The 21,484-nt window shown below is 74.0% G+C and carries 20 protein-coding genes; 11 read left to right on the top strand and 9 right to left on the bottom strand.

Annotated features, from left to right (window positions below):
* Positions 1–19: 19 nt before the first annotated feature.
* The 8 genes from GFH29_RS04380 (at position 20) to GFH29_RS04345 (ending at position 6,660) form a co-directional block, all read left to right on the top strand.
* Positions 20–784, top strand: a complete 765-nt coding sequence (locus GFH29_RS04380) for a VOC family protein (RefSeq protein WP_153322213.1) — start codon at positions 20–22, stop codon at positions 782–784.
* A 194-nt stretch (positions 785–978) separates the two neighbouring features.
* On the top strand, positions 979–1,563 hold the full coding sequence (gene idi, locus GFH29_RS04375; RefSeq protein ID WP_228387761.1) for an isopentenyl-diphosphate Delta-isomerase: 585 nt from the start codon (positions 979–981) through the stop codon (positions 1,561–1,563).
* Positions 1,560–2,597, top strand: coding sequence for a polyprenyl synthetase family protein (locus GFH29_RS04370; RefSeq protein ID WP_153322212.1), 1,038 nt, complete (start codon positions 1,560–1,562; stop codon positions 2,595–2,597). The genes idi and GFH29_RS04370 overlap by 4 nt, the downstream gene beginning before the upstream one ends.
* Entirely contained in the window at positions 2,594–3,493 is a 900-nt protein-coding gene (locus tag GFH29_RS04365) for a phytoene/squalene synthase family protein (RefSeq protein WP_153322211.1), read from the top strand. Before GFH29_RS04370 ends, GFH29_RS04365 begins: the two co-directional genes overlap by 4 nt.
* Complete coding sequence (gene crtI / locus GFH29_RS04360) at positions 3,490–5,112, top strand: phytoene desaturase family protein (protein WP_153322210.1); 1,623 nt, start codon at positions 3,490–3,492, stop codon at positions 5,110–5,112. Before GFH29_RS04365 ends, crtI begins: the two co-directional genes overlap by 4 nt.
* Positions 5,109–5,462, top strand: a complete 354-nt coding sequence (locus GFH29_RS04355; RefSeq protein WP_153322209.1) for a lycopene cyclase domain-containing protein — start codon at positions 5,109–5,111, stop codon at positions 5,460–5,462. The genes crtI and GFH29_RS04355 overlap by 4 nt, the downstream gene beginning before the upstream one ends.
* Positions 5,459–5,785, top strand: coding sequence for a lycopene cyclase domain-containing protein (locus tag GFH29_RS04350; protein ID WP_153322208.1), 327 nt, complete (start codon positions 5,459–5,461; stop codon positions 5,783–5,785). Before GFH29_RS04355 ends, GFH29_RS04350 begins: the two co-directional genes overlap by 4 nt.
* Positions 5,782–6,660 (top strand): prenyltransferase, encoded by an 879-nt coding sequence (locus GFH29_RS04345; protein ID WP_153322207.1) that lies wholly within the window; start codon positions 5,782–5,784, stop codon positions 6,658–6,660. The genes GFH29_RS04350 and GFH29_RS04345 overlap by 4 nt, the downstream gene beginning before the upstream one ends.
* Here the strand turns inward: GFH29_RS04345 and GFH29_RS04340 are convergent.
* From GFH29_RS04340 to mfd, 5 genes are all read right to left on the bottom strand, one after another.
* Positions 6,623–7,417 carry a glycosyltransferase gene (locus GFH29_RS04340; protein WP_153322206.1) on the bottom strand — a complete coding sequence of 265 codons (795 nt, stop codon included), beginning with the start codon at positions 7,415–7,417 and terminating at the stop codon, positions 6,623–6,625. The two genes, GFH29_RS04345 and GFH29_RS04340, sit on opposite strands and share 38 nt — an antisense overlap.
* Positions 7,414–7,980 carry a hypothetical protein gene (locus GFH29_RS04335; RefSeq protein WP_228387760.1) on the bottom strand — a complete coding sequence of 189 codons (567 nt, stop codon included), beginning with the start codon at positions 7,978–7,980 and terminating at the stop codon, positions 7,414–7,416. The genes GFH29_RS04340 and GFH29_RS04335 overlap by 4 nt, the downstream gene beginning before the upstream one ends.
* Positions 7,981–8,147: 167 nt before the next feature.
* The gene (locus GFH29_RS04330; protein WP_153322205.1) at positions 8,148–8,783 is read right to left on the bottom strand and encodes a MazG family protein; all 636 of its coding nucleotides are present in this window, start codon (positions 8,781–8,783) and stop codon (positions 8,148–8,150) included.
* 10 nt (positions 8,784–8,793) lie between these two features.
* Entirely contained in the window at positions 8,794–9,504 is a 711-nt protein-coding gene (locus tag GFH29_RS04325) for a hypothetical protein (protein WP_153322204.1), read from the bottom strand.
* An 8-nt stretch (positions 9,505–9,512) separates the two neighbouring features.
* Positions 9,513–13,100, bottom strand: a complete 3,588-nt coding sequence (gene mfd / locus GFH29_RS04320; protein ID WP_153322203.1) for a transcription-repair coupling factor — start codon at positions 13,098–13,100, stop codon at positions 9,513–9,515.
* Positions 13,101–13,571: 471 nt separating this feature from the next.
* On the opposite strand from mfd, the gene GFH29_RS04315 reads away from it, so the two are divergent.
* From GFH29_RS04315 to GFH29_RS04305, 3 genes are read left to right on the top strand one after another with little or no spacing between them, the layout of a single operon-like run.
* Positions 13,572–14,285: a hypothetical protein gene (locus tag GFH29_RS04315; protein WP_153322202.1), complete on the top strand. Its 714-nt coding sequence runs from the start codon at positions 13,572–13,574 to the stop codon at positions 14,283–14,285.
* Position 14,286: 1 nt separating this feature from the next.
* On the top strand, positions 14,287–15,552 hold the full coding sequence (locus tag GFH29_RS04310) for an MFS transporter (protein WP_153322201.1): 1,266 nt from the start codon (positions 14,287–14,289) through the stop codon (positions 15,550–15,552).
* Positions 15,549–16,559: a hypothetical protein gene (locus GFH29_RS04305; protein WP_153322200.1), complete on the top strand. Its 1,011-nt coding sequence runs from the start codon at positions 15,549–15,551 to the stop codon at positions 16,557–16,559. The genes GFH29_RS04310 and GFH29_RS04305 overlap by 4 nt, the downstream gene beginning before the upstream one ends.
* A 57-nt stretch (positions 16,560–16,616) precedes the next feature.
* Here the strand turns inward: GFH29_RS04305 and GFH29_RS04300 are convergent, their stop codons facing one another.
* From GFH29_RS04300 to GFH29_RS04285, 4 genes are all read right to left on the bottom strand, one after another.
* Positions 16,617–17,294 (bottom strand): methyltransferase type 11, encoded by a 678-nt coding sequence (locus tag GFH29_RS04300; protein WP_153322199.1) that lies wholly within the window; start codon positions 17,292–17,294, stop codon positions 16,617–16,619.
* Positions 17,294–18,622 carry a UDP-glucose dehydrogenase family protein gene (locus tag GFH29_RS04295; protein ID WP_153322198.1) on the bottom strand — a complete coding sequence of 443 codons (1,329 nt, stop codon included), beginning with the start codon at positions 18,620–18,622 and terminating at the stop codon, positions 17,294–17,296. Before GFH29_RS04295 ends, GFH29_RS04300 begins: the two co-directional genes overlap by 1 nt.
* 11 nt (positions 18,623–18,633) lie before the next feature.
* Positions 18,634–19,956 (bottom strand): glycosyltransferase family 4 protein, encoded by a 1,323-nt coding sequence (locus tag GFH29_RS04290; RefSeq protein ID WP_153322197.1) that lies wholly within the window; start codon positions 19,954–19,956, stop codon positions 18,634–18,636.
* A 122-nt stretch (positions 19,957–20,078) separates the two neighbouring features.
* Entirely contained in the window at positions 20,079–21,482 is a 1,404-nt protein-coding gene (locus GFH29_RS04285; protein WP_153322196.1) for a DUF4082 domain-containing protein, read from the bottom strand.
* Positions 21,483–21,484 lie beyond the last annotated feature (2 nt).

Here is a 21,484-nt window from a genome sequence, read left to right as displayed (position 1 = left end):
CACCCCCGAGGAGCCCGCGATGCGCACCACCCCGACCGCCGGTCAGCCGAGCTGGATCGAGCTGTTCACCTCCGACACCGACCAGGCCCGCGAGTTCTACGGCGAGCTGTTCGGCTGGCGCGCCGGCGAGGCCAGCGAGGAGTTCGCCGGCTACTTCATGTTCCTCCACGACGGCCTGCCGGTGGCCGGGTGCATGGACAACGCCGGGGGCTCGATGGGGCCGGCCGCCTGGTCGGTCTACCTGCACAGCGACGACCTCGCCGCGACGATGGAGCGGGCGGCCGACCACGGCGCCACGGCGGTCGCCGGACCGATGCAGGTCGGCGACGCCGGCCACATGGGCTTCCTCACCGACCCCCAGGGTCACGGCATCGGCCTGTGGCAGCCGATCTCCCACCCCGGCTTCTCGGCGATCACCGAGGCCGGGGCCCCCGCCTGGTTCGAGCTGCTCACCGCGCGCTTCGGGGACTCCTCGGCGTTCTACCGCGACACCTTCGGGTGGGACCTGCACGCCGTGAGCGACACCGACGACTTCCGCTACTCCACCGTCGGCAAGGACCAGGAGGCCCGGGTGGGGATCATGGACGGCGCCGCCGCCGAGGACCAGGAGCTCGGCTGGCGGGTCTACATCGAGGTCCCCGACGCCGACGCTGCCGCCGCCCGCGCTGCCGAGCTCGGGGGCAGCGTCCTGGTGCCGCCGCAGGACACGGCGTACGGACGCATGTGCGCGATCGCCGACCCCGCCGGCGCGACGCTGACGGTCCTGGGTCCGCTGTCCCGCTGAGCCCCTCGCGCACAGGCGTGGCGACCGGTAGCGTCACTCGCGTCACACGGCCCCGGGAGACCGGCGTGGAGCAGCTGTCCAGACCACGTCACGACCCGACCAATCCAGATCCCGCACGGCTCCGAACCCGGAGCACCCGTGCAGGCCAGGAGCTCGCCGGGCGACATAGGTGACACGAGCGGGAGGAAGCGCCGGTGGAGCGACCCAACCAGGCGGTCTCGGACCCAGACCTGAGCGTGGCGGTCGAGGACCTCGTCGTGCTCGTCGACGACGACGGCACCCCCTGCGGCACCACGCCCCGCGCCACCGTGCACACCGAGGACACCCCGTTGCACCTGGCGTTCTCCTGCTACGTCCGCGACGACGACGGCCGGCTGCTGCTGACCCGTCGCGCGGTCACCAAGCGCACCTGGCCCGGGGTGTGGACGAACTCCTTCTGCGGCCACCAGCGCCCCGGCGAGGAGGTGGCCGACACGATCCGCCGCTACGCCGCGCACGAGCTCGGGCTCGAGGTCACCGACCTCGAGGAGGTCGTGCCGGACTTCCGCTACCGCGCCGTCGACGCCGGCGGGCTGGTCGAGAACGAGATCTGCCCGGTGTGGACCGCACGCACCACCGGCACCCCGGCACCGAACCCCGACGAGGTCGAGGAGACCCGCTGGATCAGCGACGCGGAGCTGCACGCGGCGCTCGACGCGGCGCCCTGGGCGCTCAGCCCGTGGCTGGCGCTGCAGGTGCCCCGGCTCCGTGCAGCCGGCTGGGCGGCGGTGTCGCGATGAGCGGCAAGCGAGTGGCCGGCGCCGCGACCCTCGAGCGCCGGGTCGCCCCCGCCACGACCGCCGAACCGCCCGCCGACATCGCGCTGCTGGCCACGGCCCTGCTCGACGCGGGCCGCGGCGGCAAGCGCTTCCGCCCCCGGCTGGTCCACGCCGTGCACGACCTGCTCGGCGGGGGCGCCGGCCCGGCGGTGCTCCAGGTCGCCGAGGCCGTGGAGCTGCTGCACACCGCGTTCGTGGTCCACGACGACGTCATCGACGGCGACGACGTACGCCGCGGGCGCGCGAGCACCCCCGGGGCGTTCCGCCACGAGGCGGCCGCTGCCGGCGCCGCCCCCGAGGCGGCCGCGACGTACGCCCTGGCCGGAGCCGTGCTGACCGGCGACCTGGCCCTGTCCGGGGCGCTGCGCGCCGTGGCCACCGCCCCGGTCGACCCCGCCACCGTGCGCCGGCTGCTGGACCTGCTCGACCACGCGATCCGGGTCTCCGCCGCCGGTGAGCTCGCCGACGTACGCCACTCCCTGGGCCTGGCCGAGCCGTCCCTCGCGGAGGTCCTCGCGGTCGCCGAGCACAAGACGGCCGCCTACTCCTTCCAGCTGCCGATGCAGGCCGGCGCCGTGCTGGCCGGTGCGGCCCCGGCCGTCGTCGAGGGCCTGGGCGAGGTCGGTCGTCGACTCGGCATCGCCTTCCAGCTCCTCGACGACCTGCTCGGGGTCTTCGGCGACCCCACCCAGACCGGCAAGAGCAACCTCGGCGACCTGCGCGAGGGCAAGCGGACCCCGCTGGTCGTCCACGCCCGCTCCACCACCGCCTGGCCGCAGGTGCAGCGCCACCTCGGCGACCCCGCGCTGAGCCCCCACGACGCGGCGCGGGTGCGCGACGCCCTCGAGCGGGGCGGCTCGCGGGCGTTCGTCACCGACCTGGTCGCCGCGCACGTCGAGGCCGCCGTCACCTGCGCCGCCGGCCTGGAGGTGCCGCCGGACCTGCTGGTCTGGGTGGGCGACCTGGCCGACCGGATCCGCCGGGGCACCGCATGAGCGCCGTCCAGCCCCGCCCGGAGCCGAGCGGCGAGCCGGCACCGGACGGCCCCCACCTGCTCTACGACCAGGTCGCCGAGGCCAGTGCGGCGCTGGTGATCGAGCGCTACTCCAGCTCCTTCGGCCTGGCCAGCCGGCTGCTCGCCGAGCCGGTCCGCACCCGGGTGCGCAACGTCTATGCCCTGGTCCGCGTCGCCGACGAGGTCGTCGATGCCCCGCGCCCCGACACCACCCGCGCCCAGCAGGCCCACGTCCTCGACGAGCTGGAGGCGGAGGTCCGCGTCGCGCTGGTGCGCGGGCACAGCAGCAACCTCATCGTGCACGCCTTCGCCCGCACCGCCCGGCGGTGCGGCATCGGCCACGACCTCATCGACCCGTTCTTCGCCTCGATGCGCACCGACCTGTTCCGCGCCGAGCACGACCAGGAGAGCTTCGAGCGCTACGTCTACGGCTCCGCGGAGGTGATCGGCCTGATGTGCCTGCGCGCGTTCCTCGCCGACGAGCCCGAGCCCGACACGGCGTACGACGCGCTTGCCGGCGGCGCCCAGCGCCTCGGTGCGGCGTTCCAGAAGGTCAACTTCCTGCGCGACCTGGCCACCGACGACGGGCTGCTCGGGCGCAGCTACTTCCCCGGGGTGGACCCCGCACGCCTCGACGACGCCACCCGCGACCGGCTCCTCGACGACATCGACGCCGACCTCGCGGCGGCCGCGGCGGTGATCCCCGCGCTGCCGCCCAGCAGCCGGCGGGCGGTGCTGGTCGCGCACGGGCTCTTCGCCGAGCTGGCCGCCCGGCTGCGGCGTACGCCGGCCAGCGAGATCCGCTCCCGCCGGGTGCGCGTCCCCGGGGGCCAAGGCCCGCATCGCGGCCCGCTGCCTGCTGCGGGGCGCCGGTGAGGGCGACGCGTCGCGGCGGTCCCGGCTCCGCCGCCGCAACCCCGCCCGGCACCGCCGTCGTCATCGGCGGCGGGATCAGCGGGCTGGCCACCGCCGCCCTGCTGGCCCACGACGGCTGGTCGGTCGACCTGCTCGAGCGCCAGGACGTCGTCGGCGGCCGCGCCGGTCGCTGGGAGACCGACGGCTACCGCTTCGACACCGGCCCGTCGTGGTACCTGATGCCGGAGGTCTTCGACCACTTCTTCGAGCTGCTCGGCACCTCCACGGCCGAGCAGCTCGACCTGGTGACCCTCGACCCCGGCTACCGGGTGTTCTTCGAGGGCCGCGAGCAGCCGCTCGACCTGCGCCGCGACCGGGCGGCCAACGAGGCGCTCTTCGAGTCCGTCGAGCCCGGTGCCGGCGCGGCGCTGTCGGCGTACCTCGACTCCGCCCAGCACGTCTACGAGCTGGCGGTGCAGCGCTTCCTCTACACCAGCTTCGACTCCCCCACCACGATGCTCAACGCCGAGGTGCTGCGCAACGGACCGCGGCTCTCCTCGCTGCTGACCCGGTCGCTGGAGTCCCACGTCGGCGCCCGCTTCGACGACGAGCGGCTGCGCCAGGTGCTCGGCTACCCCGCGGTGTTCCTCGGCACCTCCCCCGAGCGCGCGCCGAGCATGTATCACCTGATGAGCTGGATGGACCTCGCCGACGGCGTGCGCTACCCGCAGGGCGGGTTCACCACGATCATCGACGCGATCTCCCGGCTCGCCACCGACCGCGGGGCCCGGCTGCGCACCGGCTGCACCGTCGAGGCGGTGCGCACCACCCGCACCGGGCGCTCGGCCCGGGTGCAGGGGGTCCGCTACGTCGACGGCGACGGCGCCCGGCACGACCTCGACGCCGACCTGGTCGTGGGCGCGGCCGACCTGCACCACCTCGAGACCCGGCTGCTGCCGCGCGAGCTGCAGACCTTCCCCGAGTCGTGGTGGCGCCGCCGCGACCCCGGGCCCGGCGGGGTGCTCGCGCTGCTCGGCGTGGACGGCGAGCTGCCCGAGCTGGCCCACCACTCGCTGTTCTTCACCCGCGACTGGCGGCGCAACTTCGACGACATCTTCGGCTCCGCCCCACGGGTCCCGGACCCCGCGTCGCTCTACGTCTGCCGGCCCTCCGCGACCGACCCGAGCGTGGCGCCGGCCGGCAAGGAGAACCTCTTCGTGCTGATCCCGGTGCCGGCCGACACGGCCATCGGCCGCGGCGGCCTCGACGGCGCCGGCGACCCGGGGGTCGAGAAGGCCGTCGACGCCGCGATCGCCGAGATCGGCGCGTGGGCCGGCGTGTCGGACCTCGCCGCGCGGGTCGAGGTTCGCCGTACGATCGGGCCGGCCGACTTCGCGGCCGACCTCAACTCCTGGAGCGGCGGAATGCTCGGCCCCGGCCACACCCTGAAGCAGAGCGCGTTCTTCCGCGCCGCCAATGTCTCGCGCAAGGTGGAGGGCCTGGTGTACGCCGGCTACGCCACCCGACCCGGCGTGGGTCTGCCGATGTGCCTGATCAGCGCCGAGCTGGTGCTCAAGCGACTGCGGGGGGACACCTCCACCGGGCCCTCGGTGGTCGCGGGCGCAGGACGGGGCGCATGAGCCTGGCGTACCTGGCGTCGATCATCGTCTCGGGGCTCTGCATGGGCCTGGTCGACCACCGCTGGAAGCTGTTCGTCTTCGACCGGCCCCGACGCGCGCTCGTGGTGCTCGCGGTCGGGCTGGTCTACTTCCTCGCCTGGGACCTGGTCGCGATCGGCCTGGAGATCTACCACCGCGGGGAGTCCGAGGCCATGACCGGGATCGAGGTGGCTCCCGAGCTGCCGCTGGAGGAGCTGTTCTTCATCGTGTTCCTCTGCTACGTGACGATGGTGCTGCACGGGTTGTTCCGGATGCTGCTGGGCTCGGCGGGCACCGAGCGGCGCAGCGGTCGCCGGGAGGCGCTGCGATGACCTACGTGCTCGTCTCCTCCGCCTTCGTGGCGGTGACCCTCGTGGTGCTCGGTGTCGCGGCGCTCGTGGGTCGTCCGGACCGCCGCTGGTGGGCGGCGACCGGCCTCACGCTGGCCGCGCTGATGGTGCTCACTGCGGTCTTCGACAACCTGATGATCGCCGTGGACCTGTTCGGCTACGTCGACGACCAGATCTCCGGGATCAAGATCGGCCTCGCGCCGATCGAGGACTTCGCCTGGCCGGTGGCCGCCGTCGCCGGGCTGCCCGCGCTCGCGCTGCTGGTGGACCGGGTGCTCGATCGGCCCGATCGGCCCGAGCGGTGAGCGCCTGGGGCCAGGTCCTCGCGTCGTCGCGACCGCTGAGCTGGATCAACACCGCCTACCCGTTCGCCGCGGCGTACCTGCTCGCCGGCGGGAGCCCCGACGGCGCCGCCGAGTGGTGGGTGCTGGTGCTCGGCACGCTGTGGTTCCTGGTGCCGTACAACCTGTTGATGTACGGCGTGAACGACGTCTTCGACTACGAGTCCGACATCCGCAACCCGCGCAAGGGCGGGGTCGAGGGGGTCGTGCTCGACCGGGGCGTGCACCGGCGCACGATCTGGGCGGCGGTGCTCTCGAACCTGCCGTTCGTCCTCGCGCTGGTCGCGCTCGGTGACCTGGCCTCCACCGCCGTGCTGGCGGTGAGCGTGTTCGCGGTGGTCGCCTACTCCGCACCGGGGCTGCGGTTCAAGGAGCGCCCGTTCCTGGACTCGATCACCTCCAGCACCCACTTCGTCTCCCCCGCCGTCCTGGGCCTGGCGATGAGCGGGGCCTCGCTCGACGCGACGGCGCTCGCCGCGCTGGCCGGGTTCTTCTTGTGGGGCATGGGCTCGCACGCCTTCGGCGCGGTGCAGGACATCGAGGCCGACCGCGCCGGCGGGATCGGCTCGGTCGGCACCGTCATGGGCGCCTCGACGACGACCTGGTTCGCGCTCGGCTGCTACGTCGTGGCCGGGCTGCTGCTGCTCACCCTGCCGTGGCCGGCCTCCCTGTCGGCGCTGCTGGTGCTGCCCTACGTCGCCAACGTCGCGCCGTACGTGCGCCTGAGCGACGCGGAGTGCGAGCGCGCGAACGCGGGGTGGCGCCGGTTCCTGTGGCTGAACTTCCTGACCGGGTTCTTGATCACGCAGCTCTTCTTGTGGATGACGATCGGCTGGTAGCCCCCTCGCGGGTGAACCGGTCGCGCCAGCGCAGCCACGGCGGCTGGTCGGCCCAGTTGAGCCGCAGCGTGCGGACCGCTCGGTCCAGGCGGCGGCGCAGCTGGGCCAGCCCGTGCAGCGAGCGCGCGGAGACGCCCACGTCGAGGCCGGGGTCGAGGCGGATCCGGGCGTGCGGGCCGAGCACGAAGGCGAGGTCGAGGTCGTCGTGCAGCTCCGCGTCGTCGCGGTGCACCCGGTCGCGCACCCGCTCCCAGGCCGAGCGGCGCAGCGCCATGCTGGATCCCCACAGCGCGGTGTGCCCGAGCGCGAGGTGGCACAGCGCGTAGTAGGCACCGAGGTAGACCAGCGCGACCGGTCGACCGAGCAGCGGGGCCAGGTCGTAGAACCACCCGGTCCCGGTCGCCGCGTCCAGTCGCGGGTCGGCCATCCGGCACCCGATCCGCGACACCCAGGTCCGTCCGGGCCGCGAGTCGGCGTCCAGGCGGGCGATGACGTCGCCGCGCGCCGCGTCGTACCCGGTCGCGGCCGCCTGCGGGATGCCGGGCGTCGCCTCGTGCACCACCCGCGCGCCGTGGCGGCGTGCCACCTGCGCGGTCTCGTCGGTGGAGGCGTTGTCGACCACGATCACCTCGTACGCCGCCACGCTCTGGCGGGCCAGCAGCGTGAGGCAGCGCTCGAGGGCGACGGCGTCGTCGCGCGCGGGGATCACCACCGACACGCTGGGGTGGCTCCGGTGCGACGCGGACGGGCTCCTCATCTCGGAGATCCTGCTCGCCGCGACCCCGGCCCGCGCACCAGGGTGTCGCTCAGCAGGACGGCGCCCGCGAGGGCCGCGCCCACCAGCCCGGAGACCAGGTCGCCGAGGGTGTCCTCGTAGCCCACCTGGATGCGGTCGTCGACGAGCGCGTGGCCGCCCCACTCCAGCAGCTCCCAGACCAGCGCGAGGACGGTGCCCACGCCCGTGGCCACCACCACCCGACCCGGCCGCGGGACCCGTGTCGACAGCCATCCGACCCGCACCATCACGACGTACGCCACGACGCCGATGAGCCCGGTCGCGGCGGCGTGCACGACGGTGTCGAGCCAGGCGAAGCGCAGGTAGAGGTCGAGCACCGCCGCCCACGCGCCCCCCAGCAGCACCGAGCAGTAGCTGACATCGAGGGACGGCGGCGCGCCCAGCGCGCGCGGGATCATCGTCGCCCCGAGCACCAGCATGAACAGCGCGAAGCCCACGACGCCCCACCCGCTCGCGCCCACCGCGACGCTCACCAGCGCGACCGCGCGCAGCAGGTCGCCCACCACCCACCGGGGCGCGGACACGGCGTCAGGATCCGCAGTCGTCGTCACGGCCCCCGGTACCCACGGCGCGGCCTGCCCCACCCGTGCGGGTCGGGCGTCGGGCCGCGGCCCCGTGAGAGGGACAGCGGTGCGCAGCTGCCAGCCGGTGACTGCGGAACACCGCTGTCGGCCGGCCGGCCCGACCGCGCTCAGTGGCCGCGGGTGTGCTCGCGGACGGTGTCGCGCAGGGCCTGCTCGGGGTCGATGCCGGCGGCGCGCGCCTCGGCGACGAGGGCGAGAAGGCGTTCGCCGAGGTCGGGCGAGGCGGGGTCGGGGGTGACTGCCTGGCCGGCGCGGGCGAGCCGGTCGAGGGCCTTGTCGGCGTACAGCAGGGCGGGGAGGGTGGGCGCGATGCCGTCGAGGACCGAGGTGCGTGCGCTCTTCTCCTCGGCCTTGATCTCCTCCCACGCCTCGTTGACGGCGGCGGCGTCGCCGGGGCGCTCCCGCTCGGAGCCGGGCTCGGCGGGCGCGAAGACGTGCGGGTTGCGGCGCACCATCTTGTCGGTGATGCCGCGGGCGACGTCGTCGAGGTCGAACGCGCCGGACTGCTCGGCGATGACCGCGTGGAAGTACACCTGCAGCAGCAGGTCGCCGAGCTCCTCACGCAGGTGCGCGGCGTCGCCGGTGTCGATCGCCTCGAGGGTCTCGTGGGTCTCCTCGAGCAGGTAGCGCGCGAGCGAGCGGTGGGTCTGCTCGGCCTTCCACGGGCACTCGGCCCGCAGCCGGCGCATCACGTCGAGCAGCTCCACCAGCGCGGGCGCCTGCGGTCGGGTCTCCGGGGGCATCGGCGCCTCGCTAGCCGTCGCAGCGCTGGTTGGCGGGCAGGTCGCGGGTGACCTCGTCGACCTCGGCCTGGGACGCCGGCGTCGCGGCCATCCGGGCCCACTCGGAGACGGGGACCGACAGGTCCTCGCGGGCCGCCGCGACGCCGCCCTCGCCGATCGCCAGGCTGTCGAAGAGCGGGTTGGACTCCAGCCCGTGCTCCTCGGCCCACTCGGCGCCGAGCTCGTAGCCGCGGGCCCGCGCCTCCTCCTCGGCGGCCTGCGGACCGAGGTCCTCGCGGCCCCACGCGGTGAGCACCAGCTCGAGGTGGCCGTCGCCGGTGAACCCGGGCATCGCCTCCTCGACCAGCGCGGGGTCGGCGCCCTGGTAGGCGTTGCGGACCGTCGCGATCCCGGCCTCCAGGTCCTCGCTCACGTCGATGCCCTGCTCCTCGGCGATCCGGTCGGCCGCGATGTTGAGCGCGAGGCCGCGCTGGGCGGCCGAGCGGACCACGCCGAGCGGGTACGACGCGGCGGGCGCGCCCGGCTGGGCGGCCTCGGCCGCCTGGCTGACGAGCACCGTGCACAGGCTGTCGGTGACGTCGTCGACCTCCGACATCGACACCACCTCCTCGTCGACCACCGCCGCGGTGCCGGGCCGCAGCTCGGTGCCGACGCTCCCGCATCCGCTGAGCAGCACGAGCGGGACGACGGCGGTGGCGAGGGACACGAGCGGACGGCGCACGGGAGCTCCTAGGGCTTCGACTTCGGGTCGGTCTTGGCGACCGCGTGGTCGGGGTCGATGATGGCGTCGATCACATGGCGGGCCCATTCAAGCAGGGCGATCCCGTCGATGGGCTTGCCCCCGACCGGCGCCGTCTGCGGTCGCGGCACCAGGATCGTGTCGACCTGGGGCTTGACGATCGAGCGCGGGTACATCCGGTTCAGCCGCACCACCCGCGACTCGGGCAGCGAGACCGGCGCGAAGCGGACGTTCTTGCCCGCGATCGTCACCTCCCCGACCCCCGCCTGCCGCGCCCGGGCCCGGAAGCGCGCCACCAGCAGCAGCGAGACCACGACGATCGGCGGCTCGCCGTAGCGGTCGATGAGCTCCTCGTTGATCGCGTCGACGTCCTCGTCGGTGCGCACCTCGGCGAGCCGCTTGTACATCTCCAGGCGCAGCCGCTCGCTGGGGATGTAGTCGTGGGGCAGGTGGGCGTCGACCGGCAGCTCGATGCGCACCTCGTTGAGCTCGGGCTCGGTGTCGCCCTTGAACTCGTTGACCGCCTCGCCGACCAGGCGGACGTAGAGGTCGAACCCGACGTCCTCGATGTGGCCCGACTGCGCGCCGCCCAGCAGGTTGCCGGCGCCGCGGATCTCCAGGTCCTTCATCGCGATCGCCATGCCGCCGCCCAGGTCGGAGTGCTGGGCCAGGGTCGCGAGCCGCTCGTGGGCGGTCTCGGTCAGCGGCTTCTCCCCCGGGTAGAGGAAGTAGGCGTACGCCCGCTCGCGCGAGCGACCGACGCGGCCGCGCAGCTGGTGCAGCTGGGACAGGCCGAGGGTGTCGGCACGCTCGATGATCATCGTGTTGGCGTTGGAGACGTCGAGGCCCGACTCGACCAGCGTCGTGCAGACCAGGACGTCGAAGCGCTTCTCCCAGAAGTCGAGCATGACCTGCTCGAGCTGCTTCTCCCCCATCTGACCGTGCGCGGTCGCGACCCGCGCCTCGGGGACCAGCTCGCGCAGCCGCGCGGCCGCCTTCTCGATGGAGTTCACCCGGTTGTGGATGTAGAACACCTGGCCGTCGCGCAGCAGCTCGCGGCGCAGCGCAGCGACGACCTGGCGGTCCTCGTACGGGCCGACGTAGGTCAGCACCGGGTGCCGCTCCTCCGGCGGGGTGGCGATCGTGGACATCTCGCGGATGCCGGTGATCGCCATCTCCAGGGTGCGCGGGATCGGCGTCGCGGACATCGAGAGCACGTCGACGGAGGTCCGCAGCCGCTTCATCTGCTCCTTGTGCTCGACGCCGAAGCGCTGCTCCTCATCGACGATGATCAGGCCGAGGTCCTTGAAGCGGATGTCGGGGTTGAGCAGCCGGTGGGTGCCGACCACGATGTCCACGGTGCCGTCGGCCAGACCGGCCATCACCTCCTTGGCCTCCTTGTCGCTCTGGAACCGCGAGAGCGCCCTGAGGTTGACCGGGAAGTTGCTCATCCGCTCGGCGAACGTCGAGAGGTGCTGGGTGACCAGCAGCGTCGTCGGCACCAGGACCGCCACCTGCTTGCCGTCCTGCACCGCCTTGAACGCCGCGCGCACCGCGATCTCGGTCTTGCCGTAGCCGACGTCGCCGCAGATCAGCCGGTCCATCGGGACCGTCTGGCGCATGTCGGCCTTGACCTCCTCGACCGTGCTGAGCTGGTCGGGGGTCTCGGTGAAGGGGAAGGCGTCCTCCAGCTCGCGCTGCCAGGGCGTGTCCGGGCCGAAGGCGTAGCCCTTGGTGGCCTGGCGCGCGGCGTACAGCTTGATCAGCTCGGCGGCGATCTCCCGCACCGCCTTGCGGGCGCGGTTCTTGCGCTTGCTCCAGTCCGCGCCGCCGAGGCGGTCCAGGCTGGGCTGCTCGCCGCCGACGTAGCGGGTCACCTGGTCGAGGGCGTCGGCCGGCACGTAGAGCCGGTCCGGCGGGGCGCCGCGCTTGGAGGCGCCGTACTCGAGGACGAGGTACTCGCGCACCGCGCCGCCGGCCTCGCGCTGCTTCATCTCCACGAAGCGGCCCACGCCGTGCTGCTCGTGGACGACGTAGTCGCCGGTCTTGAGCTCGAGCGGGTCGATCTGCTTGCGCCGGCGCACCGGCATCTTGCGCATGTCGCGTGTGGAGCTCTTCTGCCCCGACACGTCGTCGCCGGTGAGCAGCACCAGGCGGTTGGTGTCGTCGACGAACCCGTGGGCGAGCCCGCCGACGGTGACCGCCACGGTGGTCGGCAGCAGCTCCTCGCCGGTCTCGATGCCCTCGAGGTAGCGCGCGGACACGTCGCGCTCGGTGAGCACCTCCACGGCGCGCTCGGCCAGGCCCGGGCCGGCGTAGACGAGCACCGCGCGGTAGCCGTCGTCGGTCCAGCGCTGCAGGTCGCGGGTGGCGCGCTCGGTGTCGCCGCGGTAGGCGTCGACCGGGCGCATCGGCAGCCCGCGGCTCGGCACGCCGGCGTCGTCGGCGGAGGAGCCGACCGGCGCGGCCTGCTGGTCGTCGAGGCCGAACGGGCTCAGCGCCCACCAGGGCAGGCCTCGCTCCAGGGCGTGGTCGCGCACGTCGCCGACCGAGCGGTACGACGCGGCGCCGAGGTCGATCGGTGCCGTCCCGCCGCTCGCGGCCGCGGCCCAGCTGGCGCCGAGGAACTCCTCGCTGGTCGCGACCAGGTCCTGGGCGCGGGTGCGGACCCGCTCGGGGTCGAGCACCAGCACGTGGGTGCGCTCGGGCATCAGGTCGACCAGCAGCTCCATGTCGTCGACCAGGACCGGCGCCAGCGACTCCATGCCGTCGACGGCGATGCCGGCGGCGATCTTGTCGGTGAGCTCGAGCAGCTGGGGGTGGTTGCGGCCCAGCTCGGCGGCGCGGGCGCGGACCTCCTCGGTCAGCAGCAGCTCGCGGCACGGCGGCGCCCAGAGCCGCTCGACCTTCTCCAGGGTGCGCTGGTCGGCCACCGAGAACGCGCGGATCTCCTCGACCTCGTCGCCCCAGAACTCCACCCGGAGCGGGTGCTCCTCGGTGGGCGGGAAGACGTCGACGATGCCGCCGCGCACCGCGAACTCGCCGCGCTTCTCGACCAGGTCGACGCGCGAGTAGGCCGCGTCGGCCAGGCGGCGTACGACCTCGTCGAGGGAGGCGGTGGCGCCGGACACGATCTCCACCGGGGCGAGGTCGCCGAGACCCTTGACCTGCGGCTGGAGCACCGAGCGCACCGGCGCGACCACGACCTTCAGCGGTCCGTTGCTGACGTCGTCGCCGGGGTGGCACAGGCGACGCAGGACCGCGAGCCGGCGTCCGACGGTGTCGCTGCGCGGGCTCAGCCGCTCGTGCGGGAGGGTCTCCCAGCTCGGGTAGTAGGCCACCGAGGCGGGGTCCAGGAAGCAGCCGAGGGCGTCGACCAGGTCCTCGGCCTCGCGCGAGGTCGCGGTCACCGCGAGCACGGTGCGGCCCTCGCGGACCAGACCGGTGACCACGAACGGACGCAGCGACTCGGGGGCGGTGAGGTCCAGGGTCTTGACCCGTCCGGGCCCGGCGTCGGCCAGGGCACCGGCGAGGGTCGGGTCGGCGAGAACGGCATCGGCGAGGCCGTTGAGACTCACGTGGCTCCTCAGGAGTATCGGAGTGGTCGCCCGGGCCGGACGGCAGCACGAGCGCCTCCGGTCGGGACCGACACGGAGGGACCCCGAGAGTCTACGGAAGCGCTCCGACACGACTGGTCCCGCGGCTGCCGCAATTTGGTGATGCCACGGTCCTCGCCGTCGCGCAGGGTGGTGCCTGGGGTTGCGACCCCTCGACCCATCAGTCGTCGAATCGGTGAGAAGGACTCCCAGCCGCCCCCGCTGCGGGAGTCCGCCCCCTCGCCGGTGTGTGCGTAGGTCCGACCCCCCGGCGGCCAGCCCGGCGACTGATGGGTCGCCCCCCCCCTGCCCGGACCCGGTCGCGCTCGGCGACCGAGCGCCGTCGCCTCCCCTGCATTGGGTATGTGGCCACGGTTGCCCTCCGACCCCACGGGCCCCGTTCCTAGATTCGCAGGGTCCGGCGTCGAGGGGCGACGCCGCCCGGGAGGGACGATGAAGCTGCAGTTCGGCCGCCGCTTCCTCGTCGTCTACGTCCTCGGCGTGCTCTGCCTGGGTGCGATCGTGATCGCGACGCTGCGCGAGGACACCGGCCAGCCCCTGCCCGGACCGGTCGCCGCCTCGCTGTCGGCCGGCGCCTCGCGGGGTGCCGATGCCGGCGTCCCCGGCGGCGGACCAGACGGCGATCCGACCGGGGGCGGGGCCGCGGGCGGGTCCGGGCAGCCGCCCGGCGCGCCCCCCAGCGACGGATCCGACCCGGGCCCCGGCGGCATCGAGGCCGCGCCCGGGCCCGACCTCGGTGCGGGGCCGGGGTCCGGAGAGCCGCGTGGCAGCGGCCCCGGGCGGCGCCGCGATCCGGTGGTGCGCGGAGTCGCGGCACCCGAGTCCGCCGACGGCGCGCTGGTGGCCGGCCATCCCCGGCGCGTGCTCCCTCCGGTGCCCGGCACCCGGGTGCGGACCTCGAGCGTCTCCCCCTCCCCGGGGCGCCTCCAGGTCACCTTCAGCGCCGAGGGAAGCGACGCGGACCGGGTGCTCGCCTTCTACCGCGTGCACCTCGCCGGCCTCGGCTTCCGAGAGGTGTCGGGGCGCGCCGCGAGCGGCACGGAGGCGGCGTTCTTCGCCTGGCGCGCCAGCTCGGTGGTGATCACCGCCGTCCCGGAGGACGGCTCCTACGCCGTCTTCGCCATCCTGCGCGCCCGCCGGGCATGACGTGTATGTCTCGCTGCGCCAGGTGCCGGCAGCGCCCGCGACCGGCGCCGCCCCGGCCGGCGCTCCGGGTCGCCGGGTCGCGCCGGTGGTCCTCACCCTCGGCTTCGTCAGCCTGCTCACCGACATCTCCTCGGAGTCGGTGGCGGCGATCCTGCCGCTCTACCTGACGGTCGGCCTGGGCGTCTCGACGCTCGCCTACGGGCTCATCGACGCGCTCTACCAGGGGGTCAGCGCCCTGGTGCGGATCGCGGGCGGCTGGGGCGCCGATCGCAGCGGACACCCCAAGTGGGTCGCGCTGGCCGGCTACGCGCTGAGCTGCGTGGCGCGGGTCGGCTTCCTGCTCAGCACCGGCGTCGGGGCGATCGCGGCCGTGGTCGCCGCGGACCGGGTCGGCAAGGGGATCCGCAGCGCGCCGCGCGACGCGATCATCTCGGCCGCGACCGCGCCGCAGCACACGGCGTACGCGTTCGGGGTGCACCGCTGCCTCGACACCGTGGGAGCGGTGATCGGGCCGCTGCTGGCCTTCGCGATCCTGTGGTGGATCCCCGACGGCTACCTCACGGTGATGGTGGTCTCGCTGGGCTTCGCCCTCCTCGGGGTGGTGCTGCTCGGGCTGTTCGTGGAGGACCGTCCGGCGTCCGCCACGACCCCCGGGGCCGTGGCGCCGGTCGGTCCCCGCCCGCGCTGGCGCGACCTGGCCGCACCCGGGATGGTGCGGCTGCTGGTGGTCGCGGGCATGCTGGGGCTGCTGAGCGTCGGCGACGGCTTCGTCTACCTCGCGCTGCTGGAGCGCGGCGGCTTCGCCGCGCACTGGTTCCCGCTGCTCTACGTCGGCACCAGCCTCGCCTACCTGCTGCTCGCGCTGCCGCTGGGCCGGGTGGCGGACGGCTGCGGCCGGGCCCGCACGATGGTGCTCGGCCACCTCGCGCTGCTGGCGGCGTACGTCGCGGCGGCGGCCCCGCTCGCACCCGCGGTCGGCACCCTGGTCGCGCTCGCGCTGCTCGGGCTCTTCTACGCCGCCACCGACGGGGTGCTCGCGGCGATCGCCGGGCGCGTGGTCGAGCCCGCGCTGCGCGCCAGCGGGATCGCCTCGGCGCAGACCGTCGTCGCGCTGGCCCGGATGGCCTCCTCGGCGGGGTTCGGGTTGCTGTGGTTCTGGGTCGGCCCGGGCACCGCGCTGCTGGTGGTCGCCGGCGCGCTCTCGGTGGTGGTGGTCCCGGCGCTGGTAGTGCTCGCGCCGCTGGACCGCACCGAGGCGGCGCGGTGAGCCGCCGGCTGCGGGTGGGGGTGTTCGCCGGGCTGCTGGTGCTCGTCATTGCCGCGGTCGCGGTGTTCGCCCTGCGCGACGCCGAGCGCTACCGCCAGCGGCACGACGCGGCCCCCGGCGTACCGGTCGCGGCGGCGGGGGGAATGCCGGAGGGGCCGCGGATCCTGTTCCGCCACACCGGGACCGACCGCAGCTTCGGGCTGGTCGCCGGCGTACCGCTCGCGGACCCGGGGGGCGAGCGGGTGATCAGCGACGTCGCCTGTGACCGGGTGGACGCGGTGGGCGAGGTGGTCGCGTGCCTGCGCACCGTGCGGGGCGTGGTGACGCGCTATGAGCTGCGCGAGCTCGACGCCGACCTGCGCGAGCAGCACCGGATCTCGCTGCCGGGGATCCCGAGCCGCACCCGGCTCTCCCCCGGCGCCGGGCTGGTGGCCACCACGACGTTCGTCAGCGGTCACTCCTACCTGCAGACCGGGTTCTCCACCGCCACCGAGATCCGCGACGTCGGCGGAGAAGGACACGGCAACCTGGAGCGCTTCACCCTCGTGCTCGACGGCGAGGAGGTGCGCCCCGCCGACCGCAACCTGTGGGGGGTGACCTTCCTCGACGAGCGCACCTTCTATGCGACGGCCGCGACGGGCGGACGCACCTACCTGGTGCGTGGCGACCTGCAGGCGCGCACCCTCACCGGGCTGCGCGAGAACGCCGAGTGCCCCGCGCTCTCACCCGACGGCGGCCGACTGGCCTACAAGGTCGATGGCCCGGAGGCCGGGACGCACTGGTCCTTCGCGGTCCTCGACCTGGCCACCGGCGAGGAGACGGTGCTGCGCGGCGAGAGCTCCGGCGTCGACGACCAGGCGGCGTGGCTCGACGAGGACACGATCGTCTACGGCCTGCCCCGCACGGACGAGCCGGGCGTCACCGACGTGTGGGCGCTGGACACGACGGCCACGGCCGTGCCCCGGCTGCTGATCGAGCAGGCCTGGTCCCCCGCCGTGGTCCGCTGAGCGCCGCCGTTCGCGCCGACTCGGCGCGCCATTGGCGCCGACTCGCGGAGGTGGGGGTCAGGTGGCGACGGCGGTCAGGGACTTGGTGAGGCCGGCCATCCGCTCGTGGTGGATCTGCGAGCGCGGGAAGTAGGCGCGCAGCTCGGCGAGGCCGATGAGCTCGGTCCACTGCACCTCGGCGAACGCGTCCTCGCGGGAGCCGGGGCGGGTGTGGGCGAGCGGCCACACGGCCGCGACGCGGGCTCGGGCGCCCAGGGGCAGGAACTGCAGGCCAGGGCAGAGCCAGTGCGGCTCGAGCGGGAAGTAGCGGTACGGCGTCTGCACCCAGTGCCGCGGCGCCAGGGCGTGGACCTCGCGAGCGAGCGCGGCCCGCTGGGCGTGCCCGCCGACGTGCTCGATCAGCGAGTTGGAGAACACCAGGTCGTACGCCGTGGGCGCCCCGGCCTCCTCCAGCGAGCGCCGTGCCGTGCACGCATCGCCCAGCACCGGGTGCAGCCACGGCTCGGTGCTCTCCCCAGGTTCGAGCAGGTTCAGCACGACCACGTCGGCCGGCCGCACGGGGGCGCGGCGCCAGGCCTCCGTGGTGCCGCCGAGGTCCAGCACCCGCATCTGCTCCACGGACGGGAAGAGCCGGGCGAACAGCTCCCAGCGCCCGGCCCGGCGCCGTGCCCCGACCGAGGAGGGCGAGTCGACCATCAGCTCCCGCAGCCGGGAGGCACCCGTCGCGGTGGCCATCACACGGGCCTTCCGTCGCTCAGCGGGCGGCCCAGGGCTCGATAGGTCCAGCCGGCGCCTCGCCAGCGATCGGGGTCCAGGACGTTGCGCCCGTCCAGCACCCGCCGCCGACGCACGAGGTCGCCGAGCTCGTGGGGGTCGAGGTCGACGTACTCACGCCACTCGGTGAGCAGCAGCACCAGGTCGGCGCCGGTCGCGGCCTCCTCGGGCGTGAAGGCGTACTTCAGGTCCGGCCAGCGGCGGCGCGCGTTGTCGATCGCCTGCGGGTCGGTGACCACCACCTCGGCGCCCTGCAGCGACATCTGCGCGGCGACGCTGAGGGCCGGGGAGTCGCGGACGTCGTCGCTGTCGGGCTTGAACGCGGCGCCCAGGATCGCGATCCGGCGCCCCACGATCGAGCCGTGGCACTCGGCCCGGGCCAGGTCGACCATCCGCACCCGGCGGCGCAGGTTGATCGCGTCCACCTCGCGCAGGAACGCCAGCGCCTGGTCGGCGCCGAGCTCGCCCGCGCGGGCCATGAACGCCCGGATGTCCTTGGGCAGGCAGCCGCCGCCGAAGCCGAGGCCCGCGCGCAGGAACTGCGGCCCGATCCGGGTGTCGTGGCCGATCGCCTCGGCGAGCCGCACCACGTCGCCGCCGGAGGCCTCGCAGACCTCGGCCATCGCGTTGATGAAGGAGATCTTGGTGGCCAGGAAGGAGTTGGCCGCGGCCTTGACCAGCTGCGCGGTCGCCAGGTCGGTCTCGATGACGGGGACGCCCTCGGCGATCGGGCGCGCGTAGACCTCGCGCAGCACCGAGCGGGCGTGGTCGGGGGCGTCGTCCTCGGCCAGCCCGAACACCAGCCGGTCGGGGTGCAGGGTGTCTCGGACCGCATGGCCCTCGCGCAGGAACTCGGGGTTCCACACGAGCGTCGCGCCCGGGCAGGCCGCGCGGACCTCGACGAGCAGGGACTCCGCGGTGCCGACCGGCACCGTGGACTTGCCGACGACCACGTCGCCGGAGCGCAGGTGGGCCGCCAGCATCTCGACCGAGGACTCGACGTGGCTGACGTCCGCGGCGTTCTCACCGGGGCGCTGCGGCGTGCCGACGCAGACGAAGTGCACCGTGCACCCCTCGGCGGCCGTCATGTCGGTGGTGAAGCGCAGCGAGCCGGTCGCCGAAGCGAGCAGCTCGCGCAGGCCCGGCTCGTAGAACGGCGCCTCGCCGGCGCTCAGGCGGGCCACCTTGTCGGCGTCGACGTCGATGCCGACGACGTCGTGGCCGAGTGCCGCCAGGCCGGCCGCGTGGACCGCGCCGAGGTAGCCGCAACCGATCACCGAGATGTCCATCCAGTGCCTCCTCAGGCGCCCAGGGGCTGGTGTCGCACGGCCGGGCGCGGACCGCGGTCGCGCACGAACCGACCCAGCGCCTCCGGGGTGTCCGGGACGTACGCCGGCCCGGCCGGCGCCGTCCGGGACGGGTCCAGGTGGACCAGGCGGTCGAAGACCGAGAGGTAGGCCTCGCGCTGCGGGCGCCAGTCGAGGACGTCGCGGACCCGCTCGCGGGCCCGCAGCGACATCGCCTCGCGGCGCACGGGGTCGTCGAGGATCAGCTCCACGGCGTCGGCGAACGCCTGCACGTCCCCGGACGGGACGTAGAGGCAGGAGTCCTCCCCCGAGACCCGGGTCTCGACGAGGTCGAAGGCGACCGACGGCAACGCGTAGGCCATGTACTCCATGGTCTTGTTCATCGTGGAGATGTCGTTGAGCGGCGTCTTCAGGTCGGGGCAGACGCCGAGCGTCGCCGCGCTGAGGTGCTCGGCGATCATCTCGGGACCGGCCCGCCCGGTGAAGGTCACCACGTCGTCGAGGCCGAGCTCGTGGCTGCGGCGCAGCAGGTCGTCGTAGCAGTCGCCGAAGCCCAGCAGCGTCGCGCAGACGTCGCGGCGCCCCCGCACCCGCACCAGCTCGTCGACGACGTCGAGCACGAGGCCCACCCCGTCCTGGGGTCCCATGATCCCGAGGTAGACCAGTGAGTGCCGCCGCGCGGGCAGCACGTCGGAGGTCGGGAGCAGCGGGCGCATCGCGGAGGTGTCCGGGCCGCTGCGCACCACGGTGACCTCGTGGGGCGCCAGGCCGCCACGGGTGAAGGCGATGTCCTGGTAGGAGCGGTTGGTGGAGATGACGTGGTCGGCCGTGCGGTAGGTCATCCGCTCCAGCCAGCGCAGCCCGGCCAGCTGTGCCCGCCCGGCGAGGCCGGTGGGGCGGCCGAAGCGGGACAAGAAGAGCTCGGGGTTGAGGTCGTGCTGGTCGTAGACGAAGCGGACGCCGCGCCGCTTCCAGTACCGGGCGAGCGCCCAGTAGGTGTCGGGCGGGTTGCAGGCCTGGACCACGTCGAAGGGCTTGCGGCGCCACACCCGGCGGCTCAGCCACGCCGTGCGGACCCAGGAGTAGACGAACTCCAGCAGGTAGCCGAGCGCGCCCTCGGCCGGCGGCGCGGGCCGGTACTTGTGGATGCGGACGCCGTCGATGACCTCCAGGCGTGGATCGCCCGGGCCCTTCGGACAGATGACGCTGACGTCGTACCCCGCGGACCGCAGGGCCTGGCACTCCAGCCAGACCCGACGGTCCAAGGGAACCGGCAGGTTCTGCACGATGACGAGGACATGCGCGACGGCGGGCATGACTCCAATCTCACGAGGCGCCCAGCGGCCCTCCGACGAAGAAGTGCCACTTCACCAATAGTGGTGAGCACGCTGCGGGGACCGCATGGTCCACCAAGTCAGTTGACTTCGAGGAGGCCCGATCAGGGGGTCACGGGGGTCCCGTCCTCCCACGTGTTGCCGCTCCAGACATTGCCCGGCGCGGCAGCGTCGAAGTCCATCACCGGGGCCCAGACACCGCAGTTGCCGGTTTCCCCGCGCTGGAAGACGTTGTCGATGAACCGGATGTCGCGGGCCAGGAGTGAGAACGGCTTGCCGGCGGAGGACCCGCCGTACGCGCAGGTGCCGCCGGTGGAGGCGAGGAACAGGTTGCCCTGCACCAGAACGTCGCGGACGGCGGCGAAGTCGCCGTACCCGGTGAGCCCGGCGGAGCAGCCCGCGTCCGGCGGGATGTACGGCGCGTCGCAGGTGATCGTGTTGCCCACGATCGTGTTGCCCGCTCCCATGCGGATGCCGGACTCATGGCTCACCCCCGTCTCGTCGCTCATCTGGCCGTGGACGAAGGAGGAGCGAACCTCGCAGTCCAGCCAGCAGTTGATCGACCGGTTGCCGCCGGTGACCTCCACCCGGGTGGCGACGAAGTCGCGGGTCCCGATCCCGGTGCCGGTGTAGTCACCGGCCCGCACCTCGCTGTCGGTGATCGTGAAGTCGTTGCCGGGGACGAGCTCGTCGTTGGTGACGGTGCCGTTGATCAGCGTGTTGCGGATGACCACCCCGGAGGCGCGGACGAGGAGGTCGCAGTCCACGGTCCTGGCCTCGATCACGGTGCCGTCCTGGGTGATCGTGCACGGTCCGGTGTACGGCGTGAGCGCGGTGCCGACGGGTACGCCGGTGCTGGCGGCGTCCGGGAAGTCGCCGCCTGGCGACGGTGACGGCGTGGGCTCGCCGCCGGGAGCGGGCACGCGCTCGTCGGTGGGCTCGAACACGACGTCGACGTAGTAGTTCGACTGCCGGTAGGTCTGGTCGGGGCGGCCCTCGCCCCGGGTGAAGACGCCGCGCCAGGCGGTGAGCGCGTCGTGGACGACAGGGGCGCTGAGGGCGTCGTTGTCCCCGGCGTACCTGCCCTCCGGCGCTGTGTAGGAGGCGACGTAGCGCCGCCCGGGGGTCAGCGTGACCGGCTCGGAGAGCTCGGCAACCAGCCAGCCGGTCCCCTGCGGGTCGGCGACGTCGGCGACGGCGAGCGCGCGTCCTCCCGGGGACCACAGGGTCGCGTCCTGGGGCACGGCGCCACCGGGACCGCGGTAGACCTCGATCGCCGTGACGCGCCCGGCGGCAGCCGCCGAGAACTCCAGGCCGAGGGTGGTGCGGGTGGTGTCGCCGTCGACCGGGGTCTGGGGCACCAGGCTGTCGGGCCACACGCTGTAGCCCGACGGCGCGGCGGTGGCTGCGCCCGCCGTAGCGGGGGGCGTGGCACCGCTCAGGGCGACGGCGGTGCAGACGACGACCATGGCCAGCGGCAGGCGTCGGTGGTGGGATATCGAGAACATCT

It is taken from the genome of Nocardioides sp. dk884 (genome assembly GCF_009557055.1).
GTDB lineage: Bacteria > Actinomycetota > Actinomycetes > Propionibacteriales > Nocardioidaceae > Nocardioides.
The sequence above is the reverse complement of the archived record's forward strand: the minus strand, read 5'-3'. Positions and strand labels throughout refer to the sequence as shown.